Origin of the sequence: Sphingopyxis sp. (assembly GCF_016704835.1) — a bacterium.
GTDB lineage: Bacteria > Pseudomonadota > Alphaproteobacteria > Sphingomonadales > Sphingomonadaceae > Sphingopyxis.
On record NZ_JADIZJ010000005.1, the window covers coordinates 1 to 20138 of the forward strand.

A 20138-nucleotide genomic window follows, 5' to 3' on the forward strand; every position below is an offset into this window, starting at 1 on the left:
TCCCCATGTGTGCAGCACAGCGGTGATGCCGATCCGGGCGCCGAGATGCCTGGGGTCGGCGGCGATGGTCAGCATCGTTGCCGAGGCCGCCCGGAACAGGAGATCATAGACGGCCGCCTTGTTGTGGAACGCGATGTCGGCGACCTCGGCGGGCAAGGTGAAGACGACGTGGAAATAGCCGACCGGGAGAAGGTCGGCCTCGCGGGCTTCAAGCCATGTGCGCGCCGCAGCGCTCTGGCACTTGGGGCAGTGACGGTTACGGCAGCTGTTGTAGGCGATGCGCCAATGGCCGCAGTCCTCGCAGGCCTCGATATGGCCGCCGAGCGCCGCGGTCCGGCATTGCTCGATCGCCGACATGACCTTGAGCTGCTGGAGGCTGAGGTGCCCGGCATGGGCGGCCCGATAGGCGGGACCAGCGGCGCGGAAAATATCGGCGACCTCGAGCGAGGTCTGCACGGCTCAGCCGGGCGGCACGCCGTTCGTTCTGCCATCAGGGCGGTCAGCCGCTCGAGCGGGCCGGCGACGGCATGGATCGTTCGCGTGGATACCTTGGTGTAAAGCGCGGTCGTCTCCAGCTTGCTGTGGCCAAGCAGGACCTGGATCACGCGGATATCGACGTCCTGCTCAAGCAGGTGCGTCGCAAAGCTGTGGCGCAATGTGTGCGGACTGACGCGCTTGCGGATGCCAGCTACCTCTGCGGCTTCCTGGACCGCGCGATGCAACTGCCGCGTCGAGACCGGGTCGGTATAGCTGCGCCCCGGAAACAGCCAGCCATGGGGTAGCATGACGTTGCGCCGCTTGCCCTCGCGCCACCACATCCGGAGCAGCTCCAGCAGCTGCGGCGAGAGCATGGCATTGCGGTCCTTGCCTCCCTTGCCTTGCTCGACGCGGATCAGCATGCGGGTGCTGTCGATATCATCGACCTTGAGGTGAGCGACCTCCGACACTCGCAATCCCGCGCCATAAGCAACGCCGAGTGCGGCCTTGTACTTGATCCCCGGCGCCGCCTCGAGCAGCTGCGCCGCTTCTTCGACGCTCAGCACGTCGGGTAGCTTGCGCCGGTAGCGGATAATCACCAGAGCTCGCGCCAGATCCTTCCGTCCAAGGGTCGCGGCGAACAGAAAGCGCAACGCCGAGACCGCTCCGTTGATGGTCGAGGCGCTGACGCCGCGCTCGTGCTGGGACAACTGAAAGCGACGAATATCCTCCTCCGTTGCCGTATCGGGCGGGCGTTCAAGGAATGCGGCGAAGCGTCGAACGTGGCGGATATAATCCTGCTGGGTGTGCCGACCCAGTCCGCGCATCATCATATCATGCTGCATGCGTTCGCGAAGCGGGGTGATCGGGGCGTCGGTCGTTACAGTAGTCATGGCGTGCTCCTCTTCGTTGAAGGAGCTCCATGATCTGCTTACTGTCGGTCTAGCTCAACGTCCCTGCGTGCCCCGCCACGTCAGTCCATGAACCCATCCCGCGAAGCGGGTTAGTGCATCAGGCGCGTTCCTGCCGGTAAGATCCGAAGGGCCCGAACGGCAGCTCTAAGGCATCGGTTTCGCGGCCGGCTATGACTTAGATGAGGCGCGTTTCAGACCGACTGCTATTCGGCTCAATCCGGCCGCTAGACGACGGTCCGCTCTGGCATGGCAATCTGTAAGAGCTGATTTCGGATCGCTGTTCGATCTCTATGGCTGCCGCGTCCATCGCGCTATCCTGCGGTACAATTTCCCATGTCTATGCCTTCCTAGAACAGCGCTGGCAGGCTGCCCGATAATCCGAACAAAGTCTCGCTTGCCTGCCGGTTGGACAGTGCGGCACCGTTGCTCGCCCACGCAAGGTCACTGGTGCATCAAACATCGCGCGGCATCGTCGCCAGCAACGCCGCAGCGCACAGCGCGAGCAGCGCAAGCACGAGAAACAACCTGCCGAACCCGAAACCCGGAACCACCGAGATGGCGATCCAGGGCATGACAAGCGACGGCGCGGTGTTGGTCAGGTTGAACAGCCCGATGCCCAGCCCGCGCTGCGCGGGGTTGCGCAGAACGCGGAGCGTCTGGCTGGCATGCAGCGCAAGAAAGGTCGCACCGGCGATTCCGAACAGGACATAGGCAAGCTTCGCCATCGCGGGATCGTCGGCAAGCGCCATTGTGGCTAGTGCCAAACCCGCGAGCGCCGAAATCAAGGACAAGACCGCAAAAGGGTGACCATGTCTGTCCGACCAGCGGCCGAGGAACAGCGCGACGACGATCGACGCCGACAGGCCGCCCGCGAACAACAGGGTCTTCTCGCCATCCCCCATCGCCGGGTCGAGCGCGCGGAGCCAGAAATAGAGATAACTGGCGAGCGCCGCGCCGGAAATTTGCATCAGGAGACGGGCGACCCACATGCGAGCCGCGGCCGATTTGAGCGGCGGCGGCTTTGCCTCGCTCCCGCCTGACCCGCCCGGTGCTGCTGGCAGGCGCCGCGGATGGCCCAGAAGCAGAAACGGCAGCATCAGCGCAGCGGTCATCGCCGCGATGATCAAGGCTTTGCCCTCGAACGAGGCCACTCCCCCGGCGGCGACCAGGATGCCCGACCATGCGCCCAGCGCGGGCGCAATCGAGAGCAGACCGCCAAGTAGCCCCTTCTGCGTGTCGGGAACGAAGTCGCCAGCCCATGCAATGAGCGGCACGAGCATCAGGTTGAGCGCCAGCTGCCAGGCCACGACCAGCCAGAGCAGGGCGCCGATGCTCTCGCATTGCGTCATGGCAAGCTGGAGCAGGATCGTCGCCATCATGCCAACGGCGATCCATAGACGGCGGCTTTTGGTACGGTCGCTCAGCCATCCGGACAGGACACCCGAGATACTGGCAGCGACCGCGCCCGCGAACACAATATAGCCCAGCCAGACAATGTCGTCGGCGCCGGCGAGGTTAGTAATCCGCGCCGGCAGGACGAGCATAAGAAAAGGGATGTAGGCCGTAACGCCGCCCGCATAGGCGAGCGCATAAAGAAGCAGGAAGCCGAGCGGCTGCCGCGTCGCTCCTCCGGCCCCATTGTCCACTGCCAATGCTTTCAAGCCTCCGCTCGGGCACGCCGCCCATCGCCAACCTACAGCCTGCATAGTGTTACCAACCGGCATAATACAGCCGCCCAGACCATGTCGCGGTCCGGGCGGCTGCCCCTTTTTTAGAAGGTCACCCGCGCGCGCAAACCATAGCTGCGCGCATCGTTCAGGAAGCGGATGTTCAGCGACGAACCGACCAGCGCCTTTTGCGAGACTTCTTCGTTGAGGAAGTTGCTCGCCCATGCTTCGAGGCGGAAATTGTCGATCGTGTAACCGATCCCCAGATTGAGCGTCGCATAGCCCTTTTGCCGGTCGGGGAAGCCCGCCGCCAGCGACGTCTGGCGCGCGCCGCTCAGGAACACGATATCATCCTCGTTGAACTGGCTGAGGTAGTAGGACGAGCGGTAGTTGAGCAGCGCCTGCCAATCGAGGCGGCCCGGTCCAACGTCGAACCACTGCGACAGCCGCGCGCTGACGTTCATCTTCGACGACAGCGGCAGACGGTTGCCGACCAGGCTGATGAGCGGAGAATTGCCGCCCGCGCCAAAATCCTGCGCGCGCGCATCGGCCACGGTGCCGCGCGTGATCCTGGTGTCCAGATAGGCGGCGTTGATATCGAGCCCGAAATTCCCCGGCAGGCTCAGGCGCAGTTCGGCTTCGGCGCCATAGATGCGCGACGCACCAATGTTGCGGTTGACCAGCGAATAGCCGTTGCAGACCGGCGGGGTTTGCGTGCTGTCGAGATTGATACAGGTCAGATCCTGGAACACCTGGTTCGAATAGTCGTAATAGAAGCCGGTGAGGTTCAGGACCGCCCGCCGCCCGAACGCGTCGAAGCTGTTGCGGCTGCCGATTTCATAAACGAGCAGTTTTTCGGGGCTGAAAGTTTCGGGGATCGTCGATCCGTTGAAGCTGTCGTTGAAGCCGCCCGATTTGTGACCGGTCGAGACCTTCGCATAGAGCATGTTGTCGTCGCTCACGTCGAACTCGATACCGGCGCGCCAGTCGACAAAGTTGAATTTCGAACTCCCGACCTGCTGACCCGGAATGGTAAGATTGGCATAGCTGAAACCGCCGTTCGTGTTGGACGGGTTCAGCGCCGGGCAATTGACGAAACCATTGTCGATGTCGGGGCGGTCGATGCAGGTGCCATTCGGGTTAGTGCCGTTGGCGATCGAGCCGATTTGCTGGATCAGCGTATCGCGTAGTCCCGGGGTCTTGATGCCTTCGATCAGGAATTGTGCGAGACCCTGCGGCGTGTTGATACCGGTGACATCGAAGTTGGGCCGATCGAGCAGGTTGGGCTTGAAGCCTTCGGTACCGAGGCGGGTCGCAAAGCAGCAGGCGAAATCTTCGCCGCCCAGCGTCAGCGCCCAGTTACCGCCAATGCCATAACGCGACTTTTTCTCGTCGGTATAGCGAATGCCGCCGAGAAAGCGCAGTCGGTCGGTGACGTCGAACGTGCCATCGGCATAGAAAGCATAGCTCTCGCCATTGACGTCGGGCATCGTGAACTCGGTTCCCGAGTAACAGCAATAGCCCCGGTCCGCGAGCGCGAGATAGCCGACCTGCTGGTCTTCATTGAAATAGAAGCCGCCGAGATTCCAGCGGAAGCGCTGATCCTCATTGGCAAACAGCCGCGCCTCATAGACCTGGCTTTTGGACTTGGTCTGCCAGAAGTTGCCCGAATAATTGTCATACAGGACCGCCGACAGATCGCGGCCCGGATAGTCGATGCCTTCGCTCGACGCATTCACCTGATAAAAGTCGACCGAGCGGTAGCTCCCGGTCAGTTCGGCGCCGAAGGTGCCGAAGTCATAGTTGATCTTGCCTTGCACGCCCCACAGCTCGTTTTCCATTTCGCCCTGCAGGCCGCGATAGACGACATTTTTGAGGTTGAGCTTATCGGGGCGGAGGCCGGTCGCCTGAACGGCGCTGAAGATGTTCGCGCCCGGGTAACCAGTGCCGGTTTCCTTGCCATAGTCGCCGACGATCGAGATGCTGAGCTGGTCGCTTGGTTCCCAGAGCAGCGACAGACGGCCGGCGTAATTCTCTTCGAGTCCCGCGGGCTTCAAGTCGCTGGCGAGCACGCCGGTCGAGACATTTTTGAAACCAAAGTCGCGATTGATGTAATAGCCCGCGGCGCGTAGCGCAAAGGTATCGCCGAGCGGGATATTGATCGCGCCTTCGGCGCCGTAGGACGAGCGATTGCCGAACTCGGCCTGCGCATAGCCGCCAAATTCGCCGAGCCGCGGTTTCGCGGTGATGATGTTGAGCGTCCCCGCGACCGCGTTGCGGCCATAGAGCGTGCCCTGCGGTCCCTTGTTCACCTCGACCCGTTCAAGGTCATAGAACATCAGCCCCAGTCCGCGCGGACGCGGAATGTAGGTGCCGTTGAGGTGGGGTGCCGCGCCGGGATCGCCGAGCTCGGTGCTGTTCGCCGAACCGACGCCGCGGATAAAGATTTCGACATTGCCCTCCTGGTTGGAAATGCTGAGGCGGGAATCGCGACCTGCAACTGGCGCAGTTCGCTGATGCCGTCGCGGCGGAGCTGGTCGGCACCGAGCGTCTGGACGACGCCCGACACATCCTGCAGATTTTCCTCGCGGCGGTTTGCGGTGACGACGATGACCTCGTCGCGATCCTCGGCGGCCGTTTCGGTGGCCACCGGCTCCTGCGCATAAGCCGGAATGGCTGCGACGGTGGAAAGCAGCACGAAAAGCGCGGAACGCCCTAAAATTCCCTTGTTCATAACGTCCTCCCTAATTTGTCTTCTTATTTGCATGCAAGTTGCGGGCCCGACGGCGAGACGATACGCGCCGAGGATAAAGTGATGTCGAGACTTCCGGCGGTCGCGAAAGTCAGCGGCGTTTCAACGCGGGCCATGTCGACCCCGGACTTTTCGAAGCAGCGCAGCGGGACCGCGATGCGCGTCCATTTGTCCAACTTCGCCGCTTCGGTGAGCAGGCTGCGCACCGGGATGCCCCCCGCACAGTTCGTGCCGCATCCCATCAAAAGGCTGACGTCGGCAGACGGGGCCGCGTTGACCTTGATCTCAAGTTCCAGCGCGAGATCACCGTTGGTCTGGCGCGTCAGATCGGCGGGCGTGTCCTGGGCAATTGTCGCAACAGCATGCCCTGCCCCCGTCCAGCGAAGACGGACCGAATCCTCCTGCGCTGCGCGGTCGGCTGGGCGCGCCTCGATCAATTGCGGGCCGGGATTGGTCGAAAGTGCGTCCGGAGCACCCAACAACAGGCGGCGACCGCTTCCAGGCTTTCCGGCCGCGAACAGGGTGCCGGGGTCGGCAATCGCAGCACTTGCGCGCTCTTCGGTTAGCGGTGAGAGATCGCCCTTGTCGGCGAAACTCAGGCCGAAGCCATAAGCAAACAGCGGATCATAGTTGGCGTCGCCGATATTGACCGCGGTCTGGTCGCTCGACCGAGGCCAGCTGTAGGGCAGCTTACCGCGGAAATCGGCCTTGCCGAACAAGATGTCCGCCACGCCGCCGCCTTCGGATCCCGGCAGCCAAGCGGCAACGAACGCATCCGACGTGTTCAGAAGGGATTGACCCACATGGCGCGCCCCGACAGGAACACCGCAACCGTTGGCACGCCCGCCGCTTTGAGCGAACGCAGCAAAGCCAGGTTTTTGACGTCATCATAGCCGACGTCGGGACGGTCGCCCTGAACTCGGCATAGGGATCCTCGCCAAACACGACGATGGCGACGTCCGGCTTGCATGCATAGCGCCCATCGACCGAGAGCGTTGCTGTGCCACCGGCGGCCTTGACCGCCTCGTCGATCCCTTCCCAGATCGACTGGGCATTGGGAAAATCGCTGCGCTTGGTGCCGGTACCCTGCCAGCTGAGCGTCCAGCCGCCGGTCTGCTTGGTCAGATTATCGGCACCGTCGCCCGCCACCAATATCCGGCCACCCGCCTTGAGCGGCAGCAATCCGCCAGCGTTTTTAAGGAGCACGAGCGATTCGCGCACCGCCTCGCGTGCCACTGCGCGGTGCTCTTTACTCCCGAGCAGTTCGAACCGGCCGCCATAGGGCCGCGACGACGGCTTTCGCGATTCGAACAGTCCGGCGCGCACCTTGACGCGCAGGACACGGCGCACCGCATCATCGAGCCGTGCCATCGGCAGCGTTCCGTTCTGCGCGTGGGCGAGCGTGGTGCGGTACAGGTTTTTCCAGCTGTCGGGCGCCATATACATGTCCAGCCCGGCGATCACCGATTGCGGACAATCGGTGGCGGTGCAGCCTACGACCTGGCCATGGCCGTTCCAGTCGCCGACGAGGAAACCGTCGAAATTCCAGCGGTCCTTCATTACACCGGTCATCAGCGACTGATGCCCATGCATTTTGACGCCGTTCCAACTCGAGAAGCTAATCATCACCGACTGCACGCCCGCGTCGAGCGCGGGGAGATAGGGCGGGCTGAACAGGTCGCGGAGCGCGCTTCGGGCATGACGGCGTCGCCCTGATCCTTGCCGCCGCTGGTGCCGCCGTCGCCCAGGAAATGTTTTGCGGTGGCAATGATATGCGGCCCGCGCAGCCACTCCTTGTCGCCGATTTTGCCCTGCAAGCCTTCGATCAGCGGCGCGGCATAGCTGGTTGCGATTTCGGGCGCCTCGCCGAAGCCCTCATAAGTGCGGCCCCAACGGTCGTCGCGGACAACGGCCAACGTCGGCGCAAAGGTCCAGTCGAGCCCGGTGACGCGCATCTCGATCGCCGTTGCGGCGCCGATCCGCCGGATGAGATCGGGATTACGCGCCGCGCCGAGCCCGATATTGTGCGGAAACAGCGTCGCACCGACGACATTGTTATGGCCGTGGACCGCGTCGCTTCCCCAGATCACCGGGATCCGGGGTAGCTTGCCATGGCGCTTCATCGACGCGGCGTAAAAGGCGTCCGCGGCGGCCAGCCAATCCTTTGCTGGCGCGTTATAGCGGCCACCCGGATCCGAATTGCCGCCATTGAGCACCGAGCCCAGATGATAGCGATAGACCTCATCGGGCGTGACACTGGCGATGTCGGCCTGGATAATCTGTCCGACCTTCTGTTCGATCGACATCGCAGCCAGCAGCGCGTCAACCCGGCGCTCTACCGCCGGATCCGCAACAACCGTCGCGGCGCGTGCGGGCCAGTTTTCAGGTGTCGCCCGCGCGTCCATTGCTGCGCCAGCCGTTTGGGCGGCGGCGCGTTGAATAAGATTGGGTGAAACGACCGCGAAGATCGACGTCGCTCCCAGCGCCAGGACAGCCGTACGTGACAGACTCAATTCCCTCTCCCCATTTTATGTCAACGTTTACCGTTTTGACGGTCAACGTTTACCGTCGATTCTCGACAAAAGTCAATAGAGGCGCTAAAGGGAAAGCATGGGACGCGGCAGCAAAGCCGCAAAGCGAGCTACCTGCTTGATCGGAGAGGGAAATTTCGAAACGATCAACGATCGTCGATATTGCGCGGGTCGCGGGGGTCACCCCCAAGACCGTGTCGCGTGCACTTAATGATGCCCCCCATGTCAGCGAAGCGGTGCGCCGCAAGGTCAAGGAAGCCGCGGCTGCACTCGACTATCATCCCAATCTTGCCGCGCAGAGCCTGATCGCACGGCGCTCGTATCTGATCGGCCTGACATACGAACGTCCCAGCCCCAGCTATGTCGTTGAACTGCAGAACGGTGCGCTCGGCCGTCTCGAAAATGAACGCTATCGCCTTATCGTCCTTCCGTTCAACCATGTCGCCAGTCGCCCTGAAGAGCTTGGCAAGCTGCTCCTGCGCGCCGGGCTCGACGGCGTCCTGCTGGCACCGCCCGCGTGCGACCAGCCGGTGCTGCTCGACATGCTCGAACGGCAGAGGCTTCCGTATGCCCGCATCACCCCGCACAGCGATCTCGACCGCGGGCTGGTCGTGGCGATGGACGAGGTCGCTGCGGGTCATACCGTCGCCGCGCATATGCTGTCGCTCGGGCATCGCCGCGTCGGCATCATCTTGGGCGAGGCCGCCGCTCACCACCGTCCATCAACCCGTGCGCGAAATGGCGTGGGACGCGGCAAACCGGCTCATTGCGATGCTCGACGGGGACACCGATGCTGACGCGCCGCGCCGCCGCGATCATCTGCACGAATTGCTCGTTCGCGGTTCGACCGCCCCGCCCGCCTCGACAGGATAGTCCATCTCGCGGCAGCCCGCAGATCAATCCTCGGTCATCGGCGGGTTGGCAAATTCGATCAGTTCGCGCGCCTGCTGAGCAAACCAGGATCCCGCAGCCGGTGCGGTGAGGCTGCGCTCAGGGTCCGCCGGACCACCGCGGCCGCGATGGCATTCTCCGTCGGACTCGCCCGGTATCTTGATCCACAGAAATGCATCGACATAGGGATTGCCACTCTCGAGCGTCGGTCGGCGGCCCAATCCGCGGTCCGGCGGATTGCACCAGACTTCCGCATCCGAATATTTGCCGATCGGCGGGTGCCACGATCCCCTGCCGTTGCGGCTGGTATCGATCACCGCATGTTTTTGCGATGCGGGATCGCGCCGCAGCCCGGTCCGTTCGAACAAACGGTCAAACGCTGCGTCGGTCGCCCCCCATGTCGCATGATCCTGAAATCCGCAGGCGCATATTGGCTGGGACAGTCGCGCGGGTCGAGGGCGCCGCGCGTGACAAGGGTGATGCAGTCGCTGACCCAGCGCGCACAGGAACAACGCGCGCGTCGCTTTCAAAATTCGAGACGTTGAGAAAAAAGCCCGTGGTTCGAGCGACGTCGGCTTTGATCAGGCGATTTACGGCTTCGCCAGGGGCAAGCCAGATGCTGCCGGTTCCATCGAGATACACGCGCGTATTGGGCAAGCCGACAAGGATCGCGACCGCGCCGCGCAATTGTTCATAACGCGCATCAGCCGCACGGCTGTCCTGTCCAGCGGGCTGGCAAGATTCGACTGTCCCATCGAGCGTGCGGTGCCAAGGTATGATGCCAAGGCCGTCGGGTTCGAGAATGACGATGGCGTTGCGCTCGCCGATGCCGGCGGCGAAACCCTTGATCCACGCAAGATAAGCCGCGCCATTGGACGCGCCGCCGGCCGAATAGAGCGCACAGTCCCGGAAGGGAATATTGTAAGCAACAAGAACCGGAACCTGCCCCGCGGCCGTAGCACGATCGACGATGTCGCGAACCTTGGCTTCCACCATGTCGGGCGTCTGACCGGCGAACCATGACGCCGAAGCGATGCGTGACAATAAAAGGGCGTCGTGCCGCGATTGACCCTCCAGCCGCGCCGCGGCTTGCAATGTCGTGCTATCCGGGTCCACAAAAATGTCCGCGCTGCGAGGCGTCTCAGCCGACGCCGCTGCGCCTATCGATGCGAGAGCAAAAGCAAGCCCGAGAGCCAAGCCGTTCATGAGTCCTCCACAGGCGGCCTGCCCATCACTCGAACCGGTCGACAACCCCTAACGCGATCATCGCGCGAAACCCCGCCTCGGAACAAGCAAAGATTTCCAATTCCAAGCCGAAATGAGGCGCGAAGCGGACGTTGCATGATAGAGATATTTGGGAGGATTCAGATCACTGATGGTGTTTATCGATGAGCCTAAAACGGTCATAGTCTCGATTATGAGAATGCGACGCTCAATTGTGGCCGATTGTCTTCGAATTTGAGATCTTGTCAAAATTGGCAATTTCCCGTTCAATTTCAGAAAGTGTAGCTCCTTAACGATCGGTCTTACGGTCATTTCACGGCGATCATCAGTGAGGTCAGAGGGATGCTTGTCGCGCGACGAAATACCCTGAAGGGTATAATGTGATGTTAAACCTTGCAGGGTATAATCGTAAGCTATACCCTAGAAGGTATATTGCATGTTTATACCTTAGAGGGTATGAATGCTTGCGGAGATACGACATGAACCAGATGATCCGCACCGCCACCCAATTGGGCGCCCATATCCAGGAGGCACGCCTGCGCGCCGGCATCTCGCAGCAACAACTTGCCGAGATGATCGGCAAGCACCAGAAAACCATTTCGAGCATCGAACAAGGCAATAAAGGCACGAAGCTGGAAACGCTTCTCCTTGTGCTTGCCGCGCTCGATCTGAACATGGAAATGAGCAAGCGCTCCAAAGCCAGCCCCGATATCGCCGACATCTTCTGACATGGCGCGCCAAAAGACCCATATCCCGCTCGATATCCTGATCAACGGGCGGCTTGTCGGCCAATTGGAAAAAGAGACGAGCGGCGCGATCCGCTTTCGTTACGATGAAAGCTGGCTCGAATGGCGGCATCGCTTCGCGATTTCGCTCTCTTCCTTTGCGCAGCACCATCTATCGGCGCGCCGGTCGTCGCGGTCTTCGAAAACCTGCTCCCCGACAATCCCAATATACGAAAACGCGTGGCCGAACGCACCGGCGCCGCGGGCAACGACGCCTATGGCCTGCTCGAACAGATCGGCCGCGACTGCGTCGGCGCGATGCGATTTTTGCCGCAGAGCGAGGAACGAAGCGGCGATCACAGCATCCATGGCGAGCCAATTAGCGACAAATCGATCGAGACGATGCTCGCCAATCTAGGCAGCGTACCGCTCGGCATCGATCCGGAGCATGAGTTTCGTATTTCGATTGCGGGCGCTCAGGAAAAGACGGCACTTCTTCATTTCCAGGAGCGATGGATGATCCCGACGGGATCCACGCCGACGACGCATATTCTCAAGCCCCAGATTGGCGAAATACCGACCTCGAGCGGCGTCATCGACATGGCCGCGAGTGTCGACAATGAACATTATTGCCTGACCCTACTCGAGAGTTTTGGCCTCACCGTTGCCCGGTCACGCATCGCAACCTTTGGAAAACGGCGCGTCCTGGTCGTCGAGCGCTTCGATCGGCAATGGCGGGGCGAGCAAGAGCTTCTGCGCCTCCCTCAGGAGGATTGCTGCCAGGCGCTCGGAATTCCCCCGGCGCGCAAATATCAATCGACCGTCATCGGACACCAGAACGGGCCAAGCGCGGTCGACATTCTGAAATTGCTCGCCGCGAGCGACGAACCGGCAAAGGACCGGGCCGACTTCTTCAAAAGCCAGATCATTTTCTGGCTGATCGGCGCCACCGACGGACATGGAAAGAATTTCAGCATCTACCTGCGGCCCGGCGGCGGCTTTGCCCTGACGCCCTTTTACGATGTGCTCTCGGCTCAGCCGGCCTTCGACAAGAAGCAGATCCCGACCAATCGCTACAAGCTTGCGATGTCGGTCGGCACCAACCGCAAATACAGGATACTCGATATTGCGGGGCGGCATTTTGTCGAAACGGGGCGCGAGGCGGGGTTCGGCAAAGCCCAGATCCGCGCCATGGTCGAAGAAGTCTTGGCCAAGGCGCCGGGCGCCGCCGGGCGAGCGCTGGGTCGCATGCCAAAGGATTTCGCCCGCGAAATCCATGACAGCGTCGCCAGTGCCATTGCGGAACGTCTGCCGCGCCTCGCAAACGCGCTCGAATAATAGCGGTTCGCCTGCCGCCTGCTCACCGAAATCACACCGGGCGATGTTCGTGAGCATTGTCGGCAATTTGGTACCGGCTTACTAACGGCATTTCCCGAGCCCGGTGAATGGCCAGGCACTGGTTCTGACGGTATTTTCGAAGCGAGGCCTTGACAGCTTAGATAACACTTGATGGGAAACCAGTGCGATCAATGGGGCAAAAGGTAGCGATTGATCTGGAAATCCGGTTCCGAGAAGGGTCAAATAATACCAACAGAAGCAACAGCCTTTTTTGGCCGCATCGGGAGCGGCGTCGCAAAGCGAAAAAGACATTTTTGGGATAGAAAAACAGTCGCTTATTATGTTGGCAGACAATCGAGTGGGAGTGAAGCATCATGGGCAGCCCCAACCGGCTTGATGTCGAAGCATCTGGCGGCTGCCAATGCGGTGCGGTGCGGTACCATGTCACCGCGTTGCTCGACACGTCGCACATCTGCCATTGCCGGATGTGTCAAAAAGCGGCGGGCAATTTTTTCGCGGCGCTGATCGGTGTTCCGCGAGATGCGATCACCTGGACGCGCGGCCAGCCTGCGACCTTCAACAGTTCGGACAAGGCGGCGCGCGGGTTTTGCCGCGACTGCGGTACGCCGCTGCTCTACGATTATTTTGAAAGCAAGCACATCAACCTGACCACCGGATCGTTTGACGACCCGGCGCAGTTTCCGCCGCAGGTCCAGTACGGTCTCGAGGGACGCTTGCCTGCGTTCGAAGGCCTTTCCATAAAGTCCGAAGGCACCACCGAAGAAACGATGAGCGCCTATGTCGCCGCGATCCAGGCGAGCAACCACCAACACCCCGACCAAGACACCGAAAGCTGGCCCCTATGATCCCCACCGCCACGATCCTCCTTCTCGGCTCGGGCGAACTGGGCCGCGAATTCGTGATTTCGGCGAAGCGGCTCGGGTGCCGCGTGATCGCCTGCGACAGCTATGAAGGCGCTCCCGCGATGCAGTTCGCCGATGGCTTCGAGGTGTTCTCCATGCTCGACGGCGACGCGCTGCGCGCGACAATCGAGAAACACCGCCCCGACCATATCGTCCCCGAGGTCGAAGCGATCCGCACCGAAGTGCTCGCCGATGTCGAGGCGGCGGGCTTCCATGTCGTGCCTTCTGCACGCGCCGCGCAGCTGACAATGAACCGCGACGCAATACGCGACCTTGCTGCCAGCGAACTTGGCCTCACCACCTCGACGTTCGAATATGCCGAAACGCGCGAAGCGTTGCACGCGGCGGCGGCGCGCATCGGCTTTCCGCTGGTGGTCAAACCCGTGATGTCGTCATCGGGCAAAGGCCAGAGCACGGTCAAGGACGCGGGCGACATCGACGCGGCGTGGGATTATGCCGCCGCCGGAATGCGCGGCGACCGGCTGCGCGTGATTGCCGAGGCGTTTATCGATTTCGACTATGAGATTACGCTGCTGACCGTGCGGCACAAGGATGGCGTGACCTTTTGCCCGCCGATCGGCCATCGCCAGGAACGCGGCGACTATCGCGAGAGCTGGCAGCCCGCAGCGATGTCGGATGCCGCGCTCAAAGCGGCGCAGGAGATGGCGACGAAGGTCGTCGACGCCCTTGGCGGCCATGGGATTTTCGGCGTCGAGTTTTTCGTCAAGGGCGACGCGGTCATCTTCTCCGAACTGAGCCCGCGCCCGCACGACACCGGCATGGTGACGCTGATCTCGCAGTCCCTGTCCGAATTCGACCTCCATGCGCGGGCGATCCTGGGCCTGCCGATCCCCGCGATCGTCGTGCCCGATGCATGTGCAAGTGCGGTGTTACTGGCGGACCGAGACGCTGCGGATTTTAAGATCACCGGTCTCGCCGATGCGCTGGTGCAGCCCGATGCCAAAACCTCGGTTGACGTGCGCATTTTCGGCAAACCCGTGACGCGCCCGTATCGGCGCATGGGCGTCACGCTTGCCCGCGTTGCTGGCGCGACCACCGACCAGGCACGGGCGGCAGCGGTCGCCGCTGCGGCGAAGCTCGTCATCGACTATCGCAAATCATAACGATCGACATGCCGCCCCCGCCGCGGCTCACCCATCCAACAGCATCCGGCGCCGGACGAAGCGGTCAGAAAGCCAGAATTCGTGCCACAAGGAGCCGCCGGCATGGGCGACTGCGCGGATGGGCCAAAACCGATGCCGACGGTCGTCACAGCTTTCACGCGGTCAGGCCGGCACCCTTTCCGGATATGGCGGGGCAGGCGCATATTCATCTGATGATAGGCGAATCCGGACCGCCCCGCTATTACATCGACGATGTCGTCTTTGTCGGCGAGTTTGGCGTCACCATCGGATATCGCCGCAACCAGGAATTACGCGGGGGCAGCGGGATCGTCACGCTACGCGACAATGGCAACGGCGTCCTCGTTGCCGTTCGCGACATCATTCTCGAACGACAACCGACCAGAACCGCAGCAGTGGAACAGCGCCCTAGGCCCGCCGCACCGCCGCTGCTACATCCCCGCCATGTCCGAAAAGAATCATCTCTATCTGGTTGATGGCTCCAGCTACATCTTCCGCGCCTATCACCGTCTGCCGCCGCTGACGAACCCCAAGGGGGTACCGGTCGGGGCAGTCTATGGCTACACGACGATGCTGTGGAAACTTGCCAAGGATCTGCACGACGCCGACGGGCCGACGCACCTGGCGGTCATTCTTGATCACAGCAGCAAGTCTTTTCGCAACGACATTTACGACCAGTATAAGGCGAACCGACCCGAACCGCCCGAAGATCTGCGACCGCAATTCCCGCTGATCCGCGATGCGACGCGCGCCTTTTCGCTTCCGTGCATCGAGACTGAAGGGTTCGAGGCCGACGACCTGATCGCCAGCTATACCGAGGCCGCGGTCGCCGCCGGGTGGGATGTCACGATCGTATCGTCGGACAAGGATCTGATGCAGCTGATCCGCGAACCCGGTGATGGCCCGCACGTCGACATGCTCGACACGATGAAGAATGTCCGGATGGGCATCGACGCGGTGAACGAAAAGTTCGGGGTGACCCCCGATCTGGTCGGCGACGTCCTCGCGCTGATGGGCGACAGCGTCGACAATGTTCCCGGCGTCCGCGGCGTCGGGCCGAAGACCGCGACCAAGCTGATCGTCGAATATGGCGACCTGAACACGGTACTGGCTGGCGCCGACGCCATGAAGGCATCGAAGCTGCGCGACAATCTGATCGAGCATGCCGACATGGCGCGGCTGTCGCGGATCCTCGTCGAGCTCAAGCGCGACTGCCCGTTGCCCGATGCGCTTGAGGACCTCAAGCTCGGGGCGATCCCGCCGCTGCCGCTCAAGACCTTTCTCGACGAACATGGCTTCCGTTCGCTGTCGGCGAAGCTCGACCTTGGCGCGACACCGGGTGGACCGCCGACGCTGCCGCGCACCGGAACAGGCCCTGTTGCAGTGCCTGATGCCGGACCCTCGACCCCGGCGCTGCCGCCGATGCCCGCGATCGACCGGTCGCTCTATGAGACGGTGACGACGCTCGACGCGCTCGATCGCTGGATCGCTGCAGCGCGCGCCGCGCATGTCGTCGCGGTCGATACGGAAACCGCCAGCCTCGACAGCGTGACGGGACGGCTGGTCGGCGTCAGTCTCGCGACCGCTCCGGGAAAAGCCTGCTACATCCCGCTCGGCCATGGCGGGACCGACATGTTTGCCGAAAAGCCCGAGCAGATTGCTCTGGACGCGGCGCTCGACCGGCTGCGCGATCTGTTCGCCGACGATGCGGTGCTCAAGGTCGGGCATAATCTGAAATATGACATCGGCGTGCTGGCGCAGCATGGCATCACTATCGCGCCCTATGACGACACGCTGGTGATGAGCTTTGCGCTCGATGCCGGCAAGCACCAGCACGGGCTCGACGAGCTCGCCAAGCTCCACCTCGATCACACCTGCCTGACGTTCAAAGACATGTGCGGGACGGGAAAATCGCAGATCAGCTTTGCCGAGGTCCAACTCGACCGCGCGACCGAATATGCCGCCGAGGATGCCGATGTCGCGCTGCGGCTGTGGAAATTGCTCAAGCTGCGGCTGCCGATCGAAGGCGGAACGCGCGTTTACGAGATGGTCGACCGTCCTTTGGCCGCCATCGTCGAAGGCATGGAGCGCGCGGGGATCATGGTCAACCGCGACTATCTGGCAAGGCTATCGGGCGAATTTGCAACCGAAATGCTGCGGATCGAGGGCGAGATTCACGCGCTCGCGGGCCAGCCGTTCGCTATCGGCAGTCCCAAGCAGCTCGGCGAAATCCTGTTCGACAAGCTAGGGCTGAAAGGCGGGCGCAAGGGCAAGTCGGGGGACTGGTCAACCGACCAAAACGAGCTCGAACGGCTCGAGCGCGACGGGGTACCGATCGCGCGAAAAATTCTGGAATGGCGCCAGCTCGCCAAGCTGAAATCGACCTATACCGACGCCCTGCAGCAGCAGATCAATCCTACGACCGGCCGCGTCCATACCAGCTACAGCCTGGTCGGCGCGCAGACCGGGCGGCTGTCGTCGACCGACCCGAACCTCCAGAACATCCCGATCCGCACCGAAACCGGCCGCCAGATCCGTGATGCGTTCATCGCGGCGCCAGGCCATGTGCTGATCGCCGCCGATTATAGCCAGATCGAGCTGCGGCTGGCGGCGCATATGGCCAATGTCCCCGAACTGAAAGAGGCGTTCGCGCAGGGGCAGGACATCCACGCGGCGACCGCGATCGAATTGTTCGGCGAGAGCAACCGCGACACCCGCGGCAAGGCCAAGACGGTCAATTTCTCGATTCTCTATGGCATTTCGCGTTGGGGGCTCGCGGGACGGCTCGAGATCACGCCGGATGAGGCACAGGCGCTGATCGCGCGCTATTTTGAACGCTTTCCGGGCATTTCGGATTATATCACCGACACGCTCGAAAGCGTGCGGGCCAAGGGCCATACAGAGACGCTGTTCGGGCGCAAAACCTGGTTCCCGCGGATCAAGGCGGCCAACCAGAACGAACGCGCCGGGAGCGAACGCGCCGCGATCAACGCACCGATCCAGGGCACCAGTGCCGACCTGATCAAACGCGCGATGGCACGGATGCCCGCGGCGCTCGCCGCCGCCGGCCTGTCTGGCGTCAAGATGCTGCTTCAGGTCCACGACGAACTGGTGTTCGAAGCCCCGGCGGACAAAGCCGAGGCGGCCGGCGCGGTGATCCGCACGGTGATGATGGGCGCCGCCGAACCGGTGCTGACGCTGTCGGTTCCCCTCGAGGTTGAAATCGGCATCGGCAAGAGCTGGGGCGAAGCGCATTGATCGCGTCGCTGCTGATCATCGCGGCCCTTGCTGCCGAGCCCGTCACCGCGCGCCCCGTGCCCGCTACGTCTGTTATGGCGCCAATTGCCGACACCGAACTGCGCGAATTTGTCGCTATCGCCGGTCGCAAAGTTGCCGGACGTCCGGTCGGCGGTCCGATCGCGAGCGCTGACAAGGTGCTGCTGGTCGCGCGCGACGACAAGGGATTTCCGGTCATTGCCACCAGTATAGGCTTTCCGTCGCGCCAGACCTTGCCGACGCCGCCAAAAGGCACGCTCGCGGTCGTCCGCCTGCGCCAGCGCTACGAAACCCCCGTCCCCGGCCCATCCGCCAACGATCTCGCCTTCGTCGCCGCGAGCCGGATGCCGCTATTCGTGATCGGCGAATGGGCGCGTCCCGCGCCGATGTGGGAAGTGGCATGGGTCGATGATGCGGTCCGCTTTCGCACCATCGGCGACGTCGGCGAAATCGGCCCCTGGCAGGACTGACCGACGTTCCGGAACGCTGCGGCGACGACCCTACCCTTTCGCGCCCGCGACTTTCGCTCTATGACAGCCCGATGACATTCGGCTGGCGATTATGTGACAGCCAGCAACAAAGGATTTCCATGAGCAAGTTCCAGCCCGTCGTGCAGGCGCCGGTCCGTATTCAGCAGAATATTCTCGCGCGTAGTGAACGCCGCCTGCTCAACTGGATCTGCCCGCGGCTGCCGCAATGGATGACCCCCGACAAGCTGACCGTGCTGGGCTTTATCGGCGCGGTCATGGTTGCGGCGGGATATATGCTCAGCTGGATCGACAGCGAATGGCTTGGGCTGTGCCTCGCGGGCTATGTCGTCAACTGGTTTGGCGATTCACTCGACGGCAGTCTGGCGCGTTGGCGCGGCGTCGAGCGGCCCAATTACGGCTATTTCGTCGATCATAGCGTCGACGCACTGGCGACGCTGCTGATGGTCAGCGCGATCGGGATGAGCCCCTATATGCGCTTCGACGTCGCGTTGATGGCGGTGATCGGTTATTTCCTGTTGTCGATCCACACGTTCATCGCCGCCAAGGTCGTCGGCGAGTTTCGCCTGTCCTATATGGCGGGCGGGCCGACCGAGCTGCGGCTGATGCTGATGGCGATGACGATCGCGATGCCGATTGTCGGCGGCGCTGACATTCACGGCACCAATTTCTCGGCGTTCGACCTGTTCGCGCTGGTCGTGTCGAGCATCCTGGTGACGCTGTTTATCGTCCAGACGTCGGCTACCGCACGCATGCTGCGCCGCCGCGGGGTTTAGGGTCGCAACCGGGCCTGCGCGTAAGTTCCCAGCAGCCGCAGCGACTTGGTCTGGAAATCGAGTTCTTCGAGCGCACGGTCGATGCGCTCGTCGCCCGGCGCGCCGACGATGTCGGCGTAGAATTGGGTCGCGGCAAAGCTGCCGCCGGTTTGATAGCTTTCCAGCTTGGTCATGTTGACCCCATTGGTCGCGAAGCCGCCGAGCGCCTTGTACAGCGCGGCGGGGATATTCTTCACCTCGAACATGAAGGTGGTCATGACGGGCCCCTGGATCGCCGAGAAGTCGGCGAGCGGCTCGCGCGCCAGCACGACGAAGCGCGTCATATTGTGGTCGGCATCCTCCATCCCGGTGCCGTGGAGCGTCAGCCCGTAGAGTTCAGCGGCGTGCGGCGGCGCCAGCGCGGCAAGCCCGACTTCGTCGCTGTCGGCGACCCACGCCGCAGCACCCGCAGTGTCGCTGTGCGCGACCGGCGCGATATTGTTCGCACGTAGCCAGTGGCGGCACTGGCCGAGCGCCTGCTCATGGCTCATCGCGCGCGTCACCGGGCCGAGGTCACGGCTCATCAAGCCGTAGCGGATCGGCAGGAAATGCTCGCCGACGATCGACAGCCCGGATTCGGGGAGCAGGAAGTGGATGTCAGCGACGCGGCCGTGCAGGCTGTTTTCGATCGGGATGATCGCGCGGTCGACGCGGCCATCGCGCACCGCATCGATCGCGTCCTGAAACGCGTAGCAGGGCAGCGGCAGCGAGTTCGAATCATATTCGCGCGCGGCCAGGTCGCTGTTGGCGCCGGGGGCGCCCTGAAAAGCGAGGCCGCGCGCCGGTTCGGCAAGCGCCGCCGAGCGCATTTCATCGACCAGATGCTGTGCCGAAGCCGAATAACTGCCCATGAGTGCCTTCCCGCATTGGAGCCGCGGCGCATAGCCGGAGGACCGGGGCGACGCAACCGGTCGCGCTTGCCGATTTCATCCTCTTGCGCCGCCGTGCGCGCGCCAGTAAGGGAGCCTCCAAATC

20 protein-coding genes and 2 pseudogenes are annotated in these 20138 nt (G+C 62.6%); 11 read left to right on the forward strand and 11 right to left on the reverse strand.

Annotated elements, in window-relative coordinates:
* The 8 genes and pseudogenes from IPF76_RS09615 to IPF76_RS09655 form a co-directional block, all read right to left on the reverse strand.
* The coding region (locus tag IPF76_RS09615; RefSeq protein WP_293842946.1) for a transposase zinc-binding domain-containing protein at positions 1–456 on the reverse strand (456 nt) is incomplete at its 3' end.
* Positions 457–488: 32 nt separating this feature from the next.
* Positions 489–1370: pseudogene (locus tag IPF76_RS09620) on the reverse strand (site-specific integrase); the annotation flags it as partial.
* A gap of 473 nt (positions 1371–1843) precedes the next feature.
* Positions 1844–3037, reverse strand: a complete 1194-nt coding sequence (locus IPF76_RS09625; protein ID WP_293842948.1) for an MFS transporter — start codon at positions 3035–3037, stop codon at positions 1844–1846.
* A 125-nt stretch (positions 3038–3162) separates the two neighbouring features.
* Complete coding sequence (locus IPF76_RS09630; protein ID WP_366499553.1) at positions 3163–5505, reverse strand: TonB-dependent receptor; 2343 nt, start codon at positions 5503–5505, stop codon at positions 3163–3165.
* Positions 5397–5792 carry a hypothetical protein gene (locus IPF76_RS09635; RefSeq protein ID WP_293842950.1) on the reverse strand — a complete coding sequence of 132 codons (396 nt, stop codon included), beginning with the start codon at positions 5790–5792 and terminating at the stop codon, positions 5397–5399. Before IPF76_RS09635 ends, IPF76_RS09630 begins: the two co-directional genes overlap by 109 nt.
* 23 nt (positions 5793–5815) lie before the next feature.
* Positions 5816–6541 (reverse strand): putative glycoside hydrolase, encoded by a 726-nt coding sequence (locus tag IPF76_RS09640; protein ID WP_293842952.1) that lies wholly within the window; start codon positions 6539–6541, stop codon positions 5816–5818.
* A complete protein-coding gene (locus IPF76_RS09645) occupies positions 6501–7436 on the reverse strand; it encodes a glycoside hydrolase family 3 N-terminal domain-containing protein (protein WP_366499445.1) in 936 nt (311 codons plus the stop codon). The genes IPF76_RS09640 and IPF76_RS09645 overlap by 41 nt, the downstream gene beginning before the upstream one ends.
* Positions 7436–8323 carry a glycoside hydrolase family 3 N-terminal domain-containing protein gene (locus tag IPF76_RS09655; RefSeq protein ID WP_366499447.1) on the reverse strand — a complete coding sequence of 296 codons (888 nt, stop codon included), beginning with the start codon at positions 8321–8323 and terminating at the stop codon, positions 7436–7438. The genes IPF76_RS09645 and IPF76_RS09655 overlap by 1 nt, the downstream gene beginning before the upstream one ends.
* Before the next feature lie 212 nt (positions 8324–8535).
* Here IPF76_RS09655 and IPF76_RS09660 point away from each other — a divergent pair, with 212 nt between their 5' ends.
* Both IPF76_RS09660 and IPF76_RS09665 read left to right on the forward strand, forming a co-directional pair.
* Positions 8536–9138, forward strand: coding sequence for a LacI family DNA-binding transcriptional regulator (locus IPF76_RS09660; protein ID WP_293842954.1), 603 nt, complete (start codon positions 8536–8538; stop codon positions 9136–9138).
* Positions 9080–9214, forward strand: coding sequence for a hypothetical protein (locus tag IPF76_RS09665; protein ID WP_293842956.1), 135 nt, complete (start codon positions 9080–9082; stop codon positions 9212–9214). The genes IPF76_RS09660 and IPF76_RS09665 overlap by 59 nt, the downstream gene beginning before the upstream one ends.
* Before the next feature lie 23 nt (positions 9215–9237).
* Here IPF76_RS09665 and IPF76_RS09670 read toward each other — a convergent pair whose 3' ends face one another.
* Both IPF76_RS09670 and IPF76_RS09675 read right to left on the reverse strand, forming a co-directional pair.
* Positions 9238–9600 carry a glycoside hydrolase family 6 protein gene (locus tag IPF76_RS09670; protein WP_293842958.1) on the reverse strand — a complete coding sequence of 121 codons (363 nt, stop codon included), beginning with the start codon at positions 9598–9600 and terminating at the stop codon, positions 9238–9240.
* Positions 9601–9604: 4 nt separating this feature from the next.
* Entirely contained in the window at positions 9605–10348 is a 744-nt protein-coding gene (locus IPF76_RS09675; RefSeq protein ID WP_293842960.1) for a glycoside hydrolase family 6 protein, read from the reverse strand.
* A 587-nt stretch (positions 10349–10935) separates the two neighbouring features.
* Here IPF76_RS09675 and IPF76_RS09680 point away from each other — a divergent pair.
* The 9 genes and pseudogenes from IPF76_RS09680 to IPF76_RS09715 all read left to right on the forward strand — a co-directional run bounded on the left by IPF76_RS09680 (position 10936) and on the right by IPF76_RS09715 (position 19124).
* On the forward strand, positions 10936–11184 hold the full coding sequence (locus tag IPF76_RS09680; protein ID WP_293842962.1) for a helix-turn-helix transcriptional regulator: 249 nt from the start codon (positions 10936–10938) through the stop codon (positions 11182–11184).
* Between the two features lies 1 nt (position 11185).
* Positions 11186–11284: pseudogene (locus IPF76_RS20795) on the forward strand (hypothetical protein); the annotation flags it as partial.
* A 20-nt stretch (positions 11285–11304) separates the two neighbouring features.
* Complete coding sequence (locus IPF76_RS09685; RefSeq protein WP_293842964.1) at positions 11305–12519, forward strand: type II toxin-antitoxin system HipA family toxin; 1215 nt, start codon at positions 11305–11307, stop codon at positions 12517–12519.
* A gap of 374 nt (positions 12520–12893) precedes the next feature.
* Positions 12894–13385: a GFA family protein gene (locus tag IPF76_RS09690; RefSeq protein WP_293842966.1), complete on the forward strand. Its 492-nt coding sequence runs from the start codon at positions 12894–12896 to the stop codon at positions 13383–13385.
* Positions 13382–14566 carry a formate-dependent phosphoribosylglycinamide formyltransferase gene (gene purT, locus IPF76_RS09695; RefSeq protein ID WP_293842968.1) on the forward strand — a complete coding sequence of 395 codons (1185 nt, stop codon included), beginning with the start codon at positions 13382–13384 and terminating at the stop codon, positions 14564–14566. Before IPF76_RS09690 ends, purT begins: the two co-directional genes overlap by 4 nt.
* A 185-nt stretch (positions 14567–14751) precedes the next feature.
* Entirely contained in the window at positions 14752–15060 is a 309-nt protein-coding gene (locus IPF76_RS09700; RefSeq protein WP_293842970.1) for a hypothetical protein, read from the forward strand.
* Positions 15029–17842, forward strand: coding sequence for a DNA polymerase I (gene polA / locus IPF76_RS09705; RefSeq protein WP_293842972.1), 2814 nt, complete (start codon positions 15029–15031; stop codon positions 17840–17842). The genes IPF76_RS09700 and polA overlap by 32 nt, the downstream gene beginning before the upstream one ends.
* A complete protein-coding gene (locus tag IPF76_RS09710; RefSeq protein ID WP_293842974.1) occupies positions 17839–18330 on the forward strand; it encodes a hypothetical protein in 492 nt (163 codons plus the stop codon). The genes polA and IPF76_RS09710 overlap by 4 nt, the downstream gene beginning before the upstream one ends.
* A 119-nt stretch (positions 18331–18449) precedes the next feature.
* Entirely contained in the window at positions 18450–19124 is a 675-nt protein-coding gene (locus IPF76_RS09715) for a CDP-alcohol phosphatidyltransferase family protein (RefSeq protein ID WP_293842976.1), read from the forward strand.
* Here the strand turns inward: IPF76_RS09715 and IPF76_RS09720 are convergent.
* Complete coding sequence (locus IPF76_RS09720) at positions 19121–20014, reverse strand: prephenate dehydratase (RefSeq protein WP_293842978.1); 894 nt, start codon at positions 20012–20014, stop codon at positions 19121–19123. The two genes, IPF76_RS09715 and IPF76_RS09720, sit on opposite strands and share 4 nt — an antisense overlap.
* Between the last annotated feature and the right edge of the window lie 124 nt (positions 20015–20138).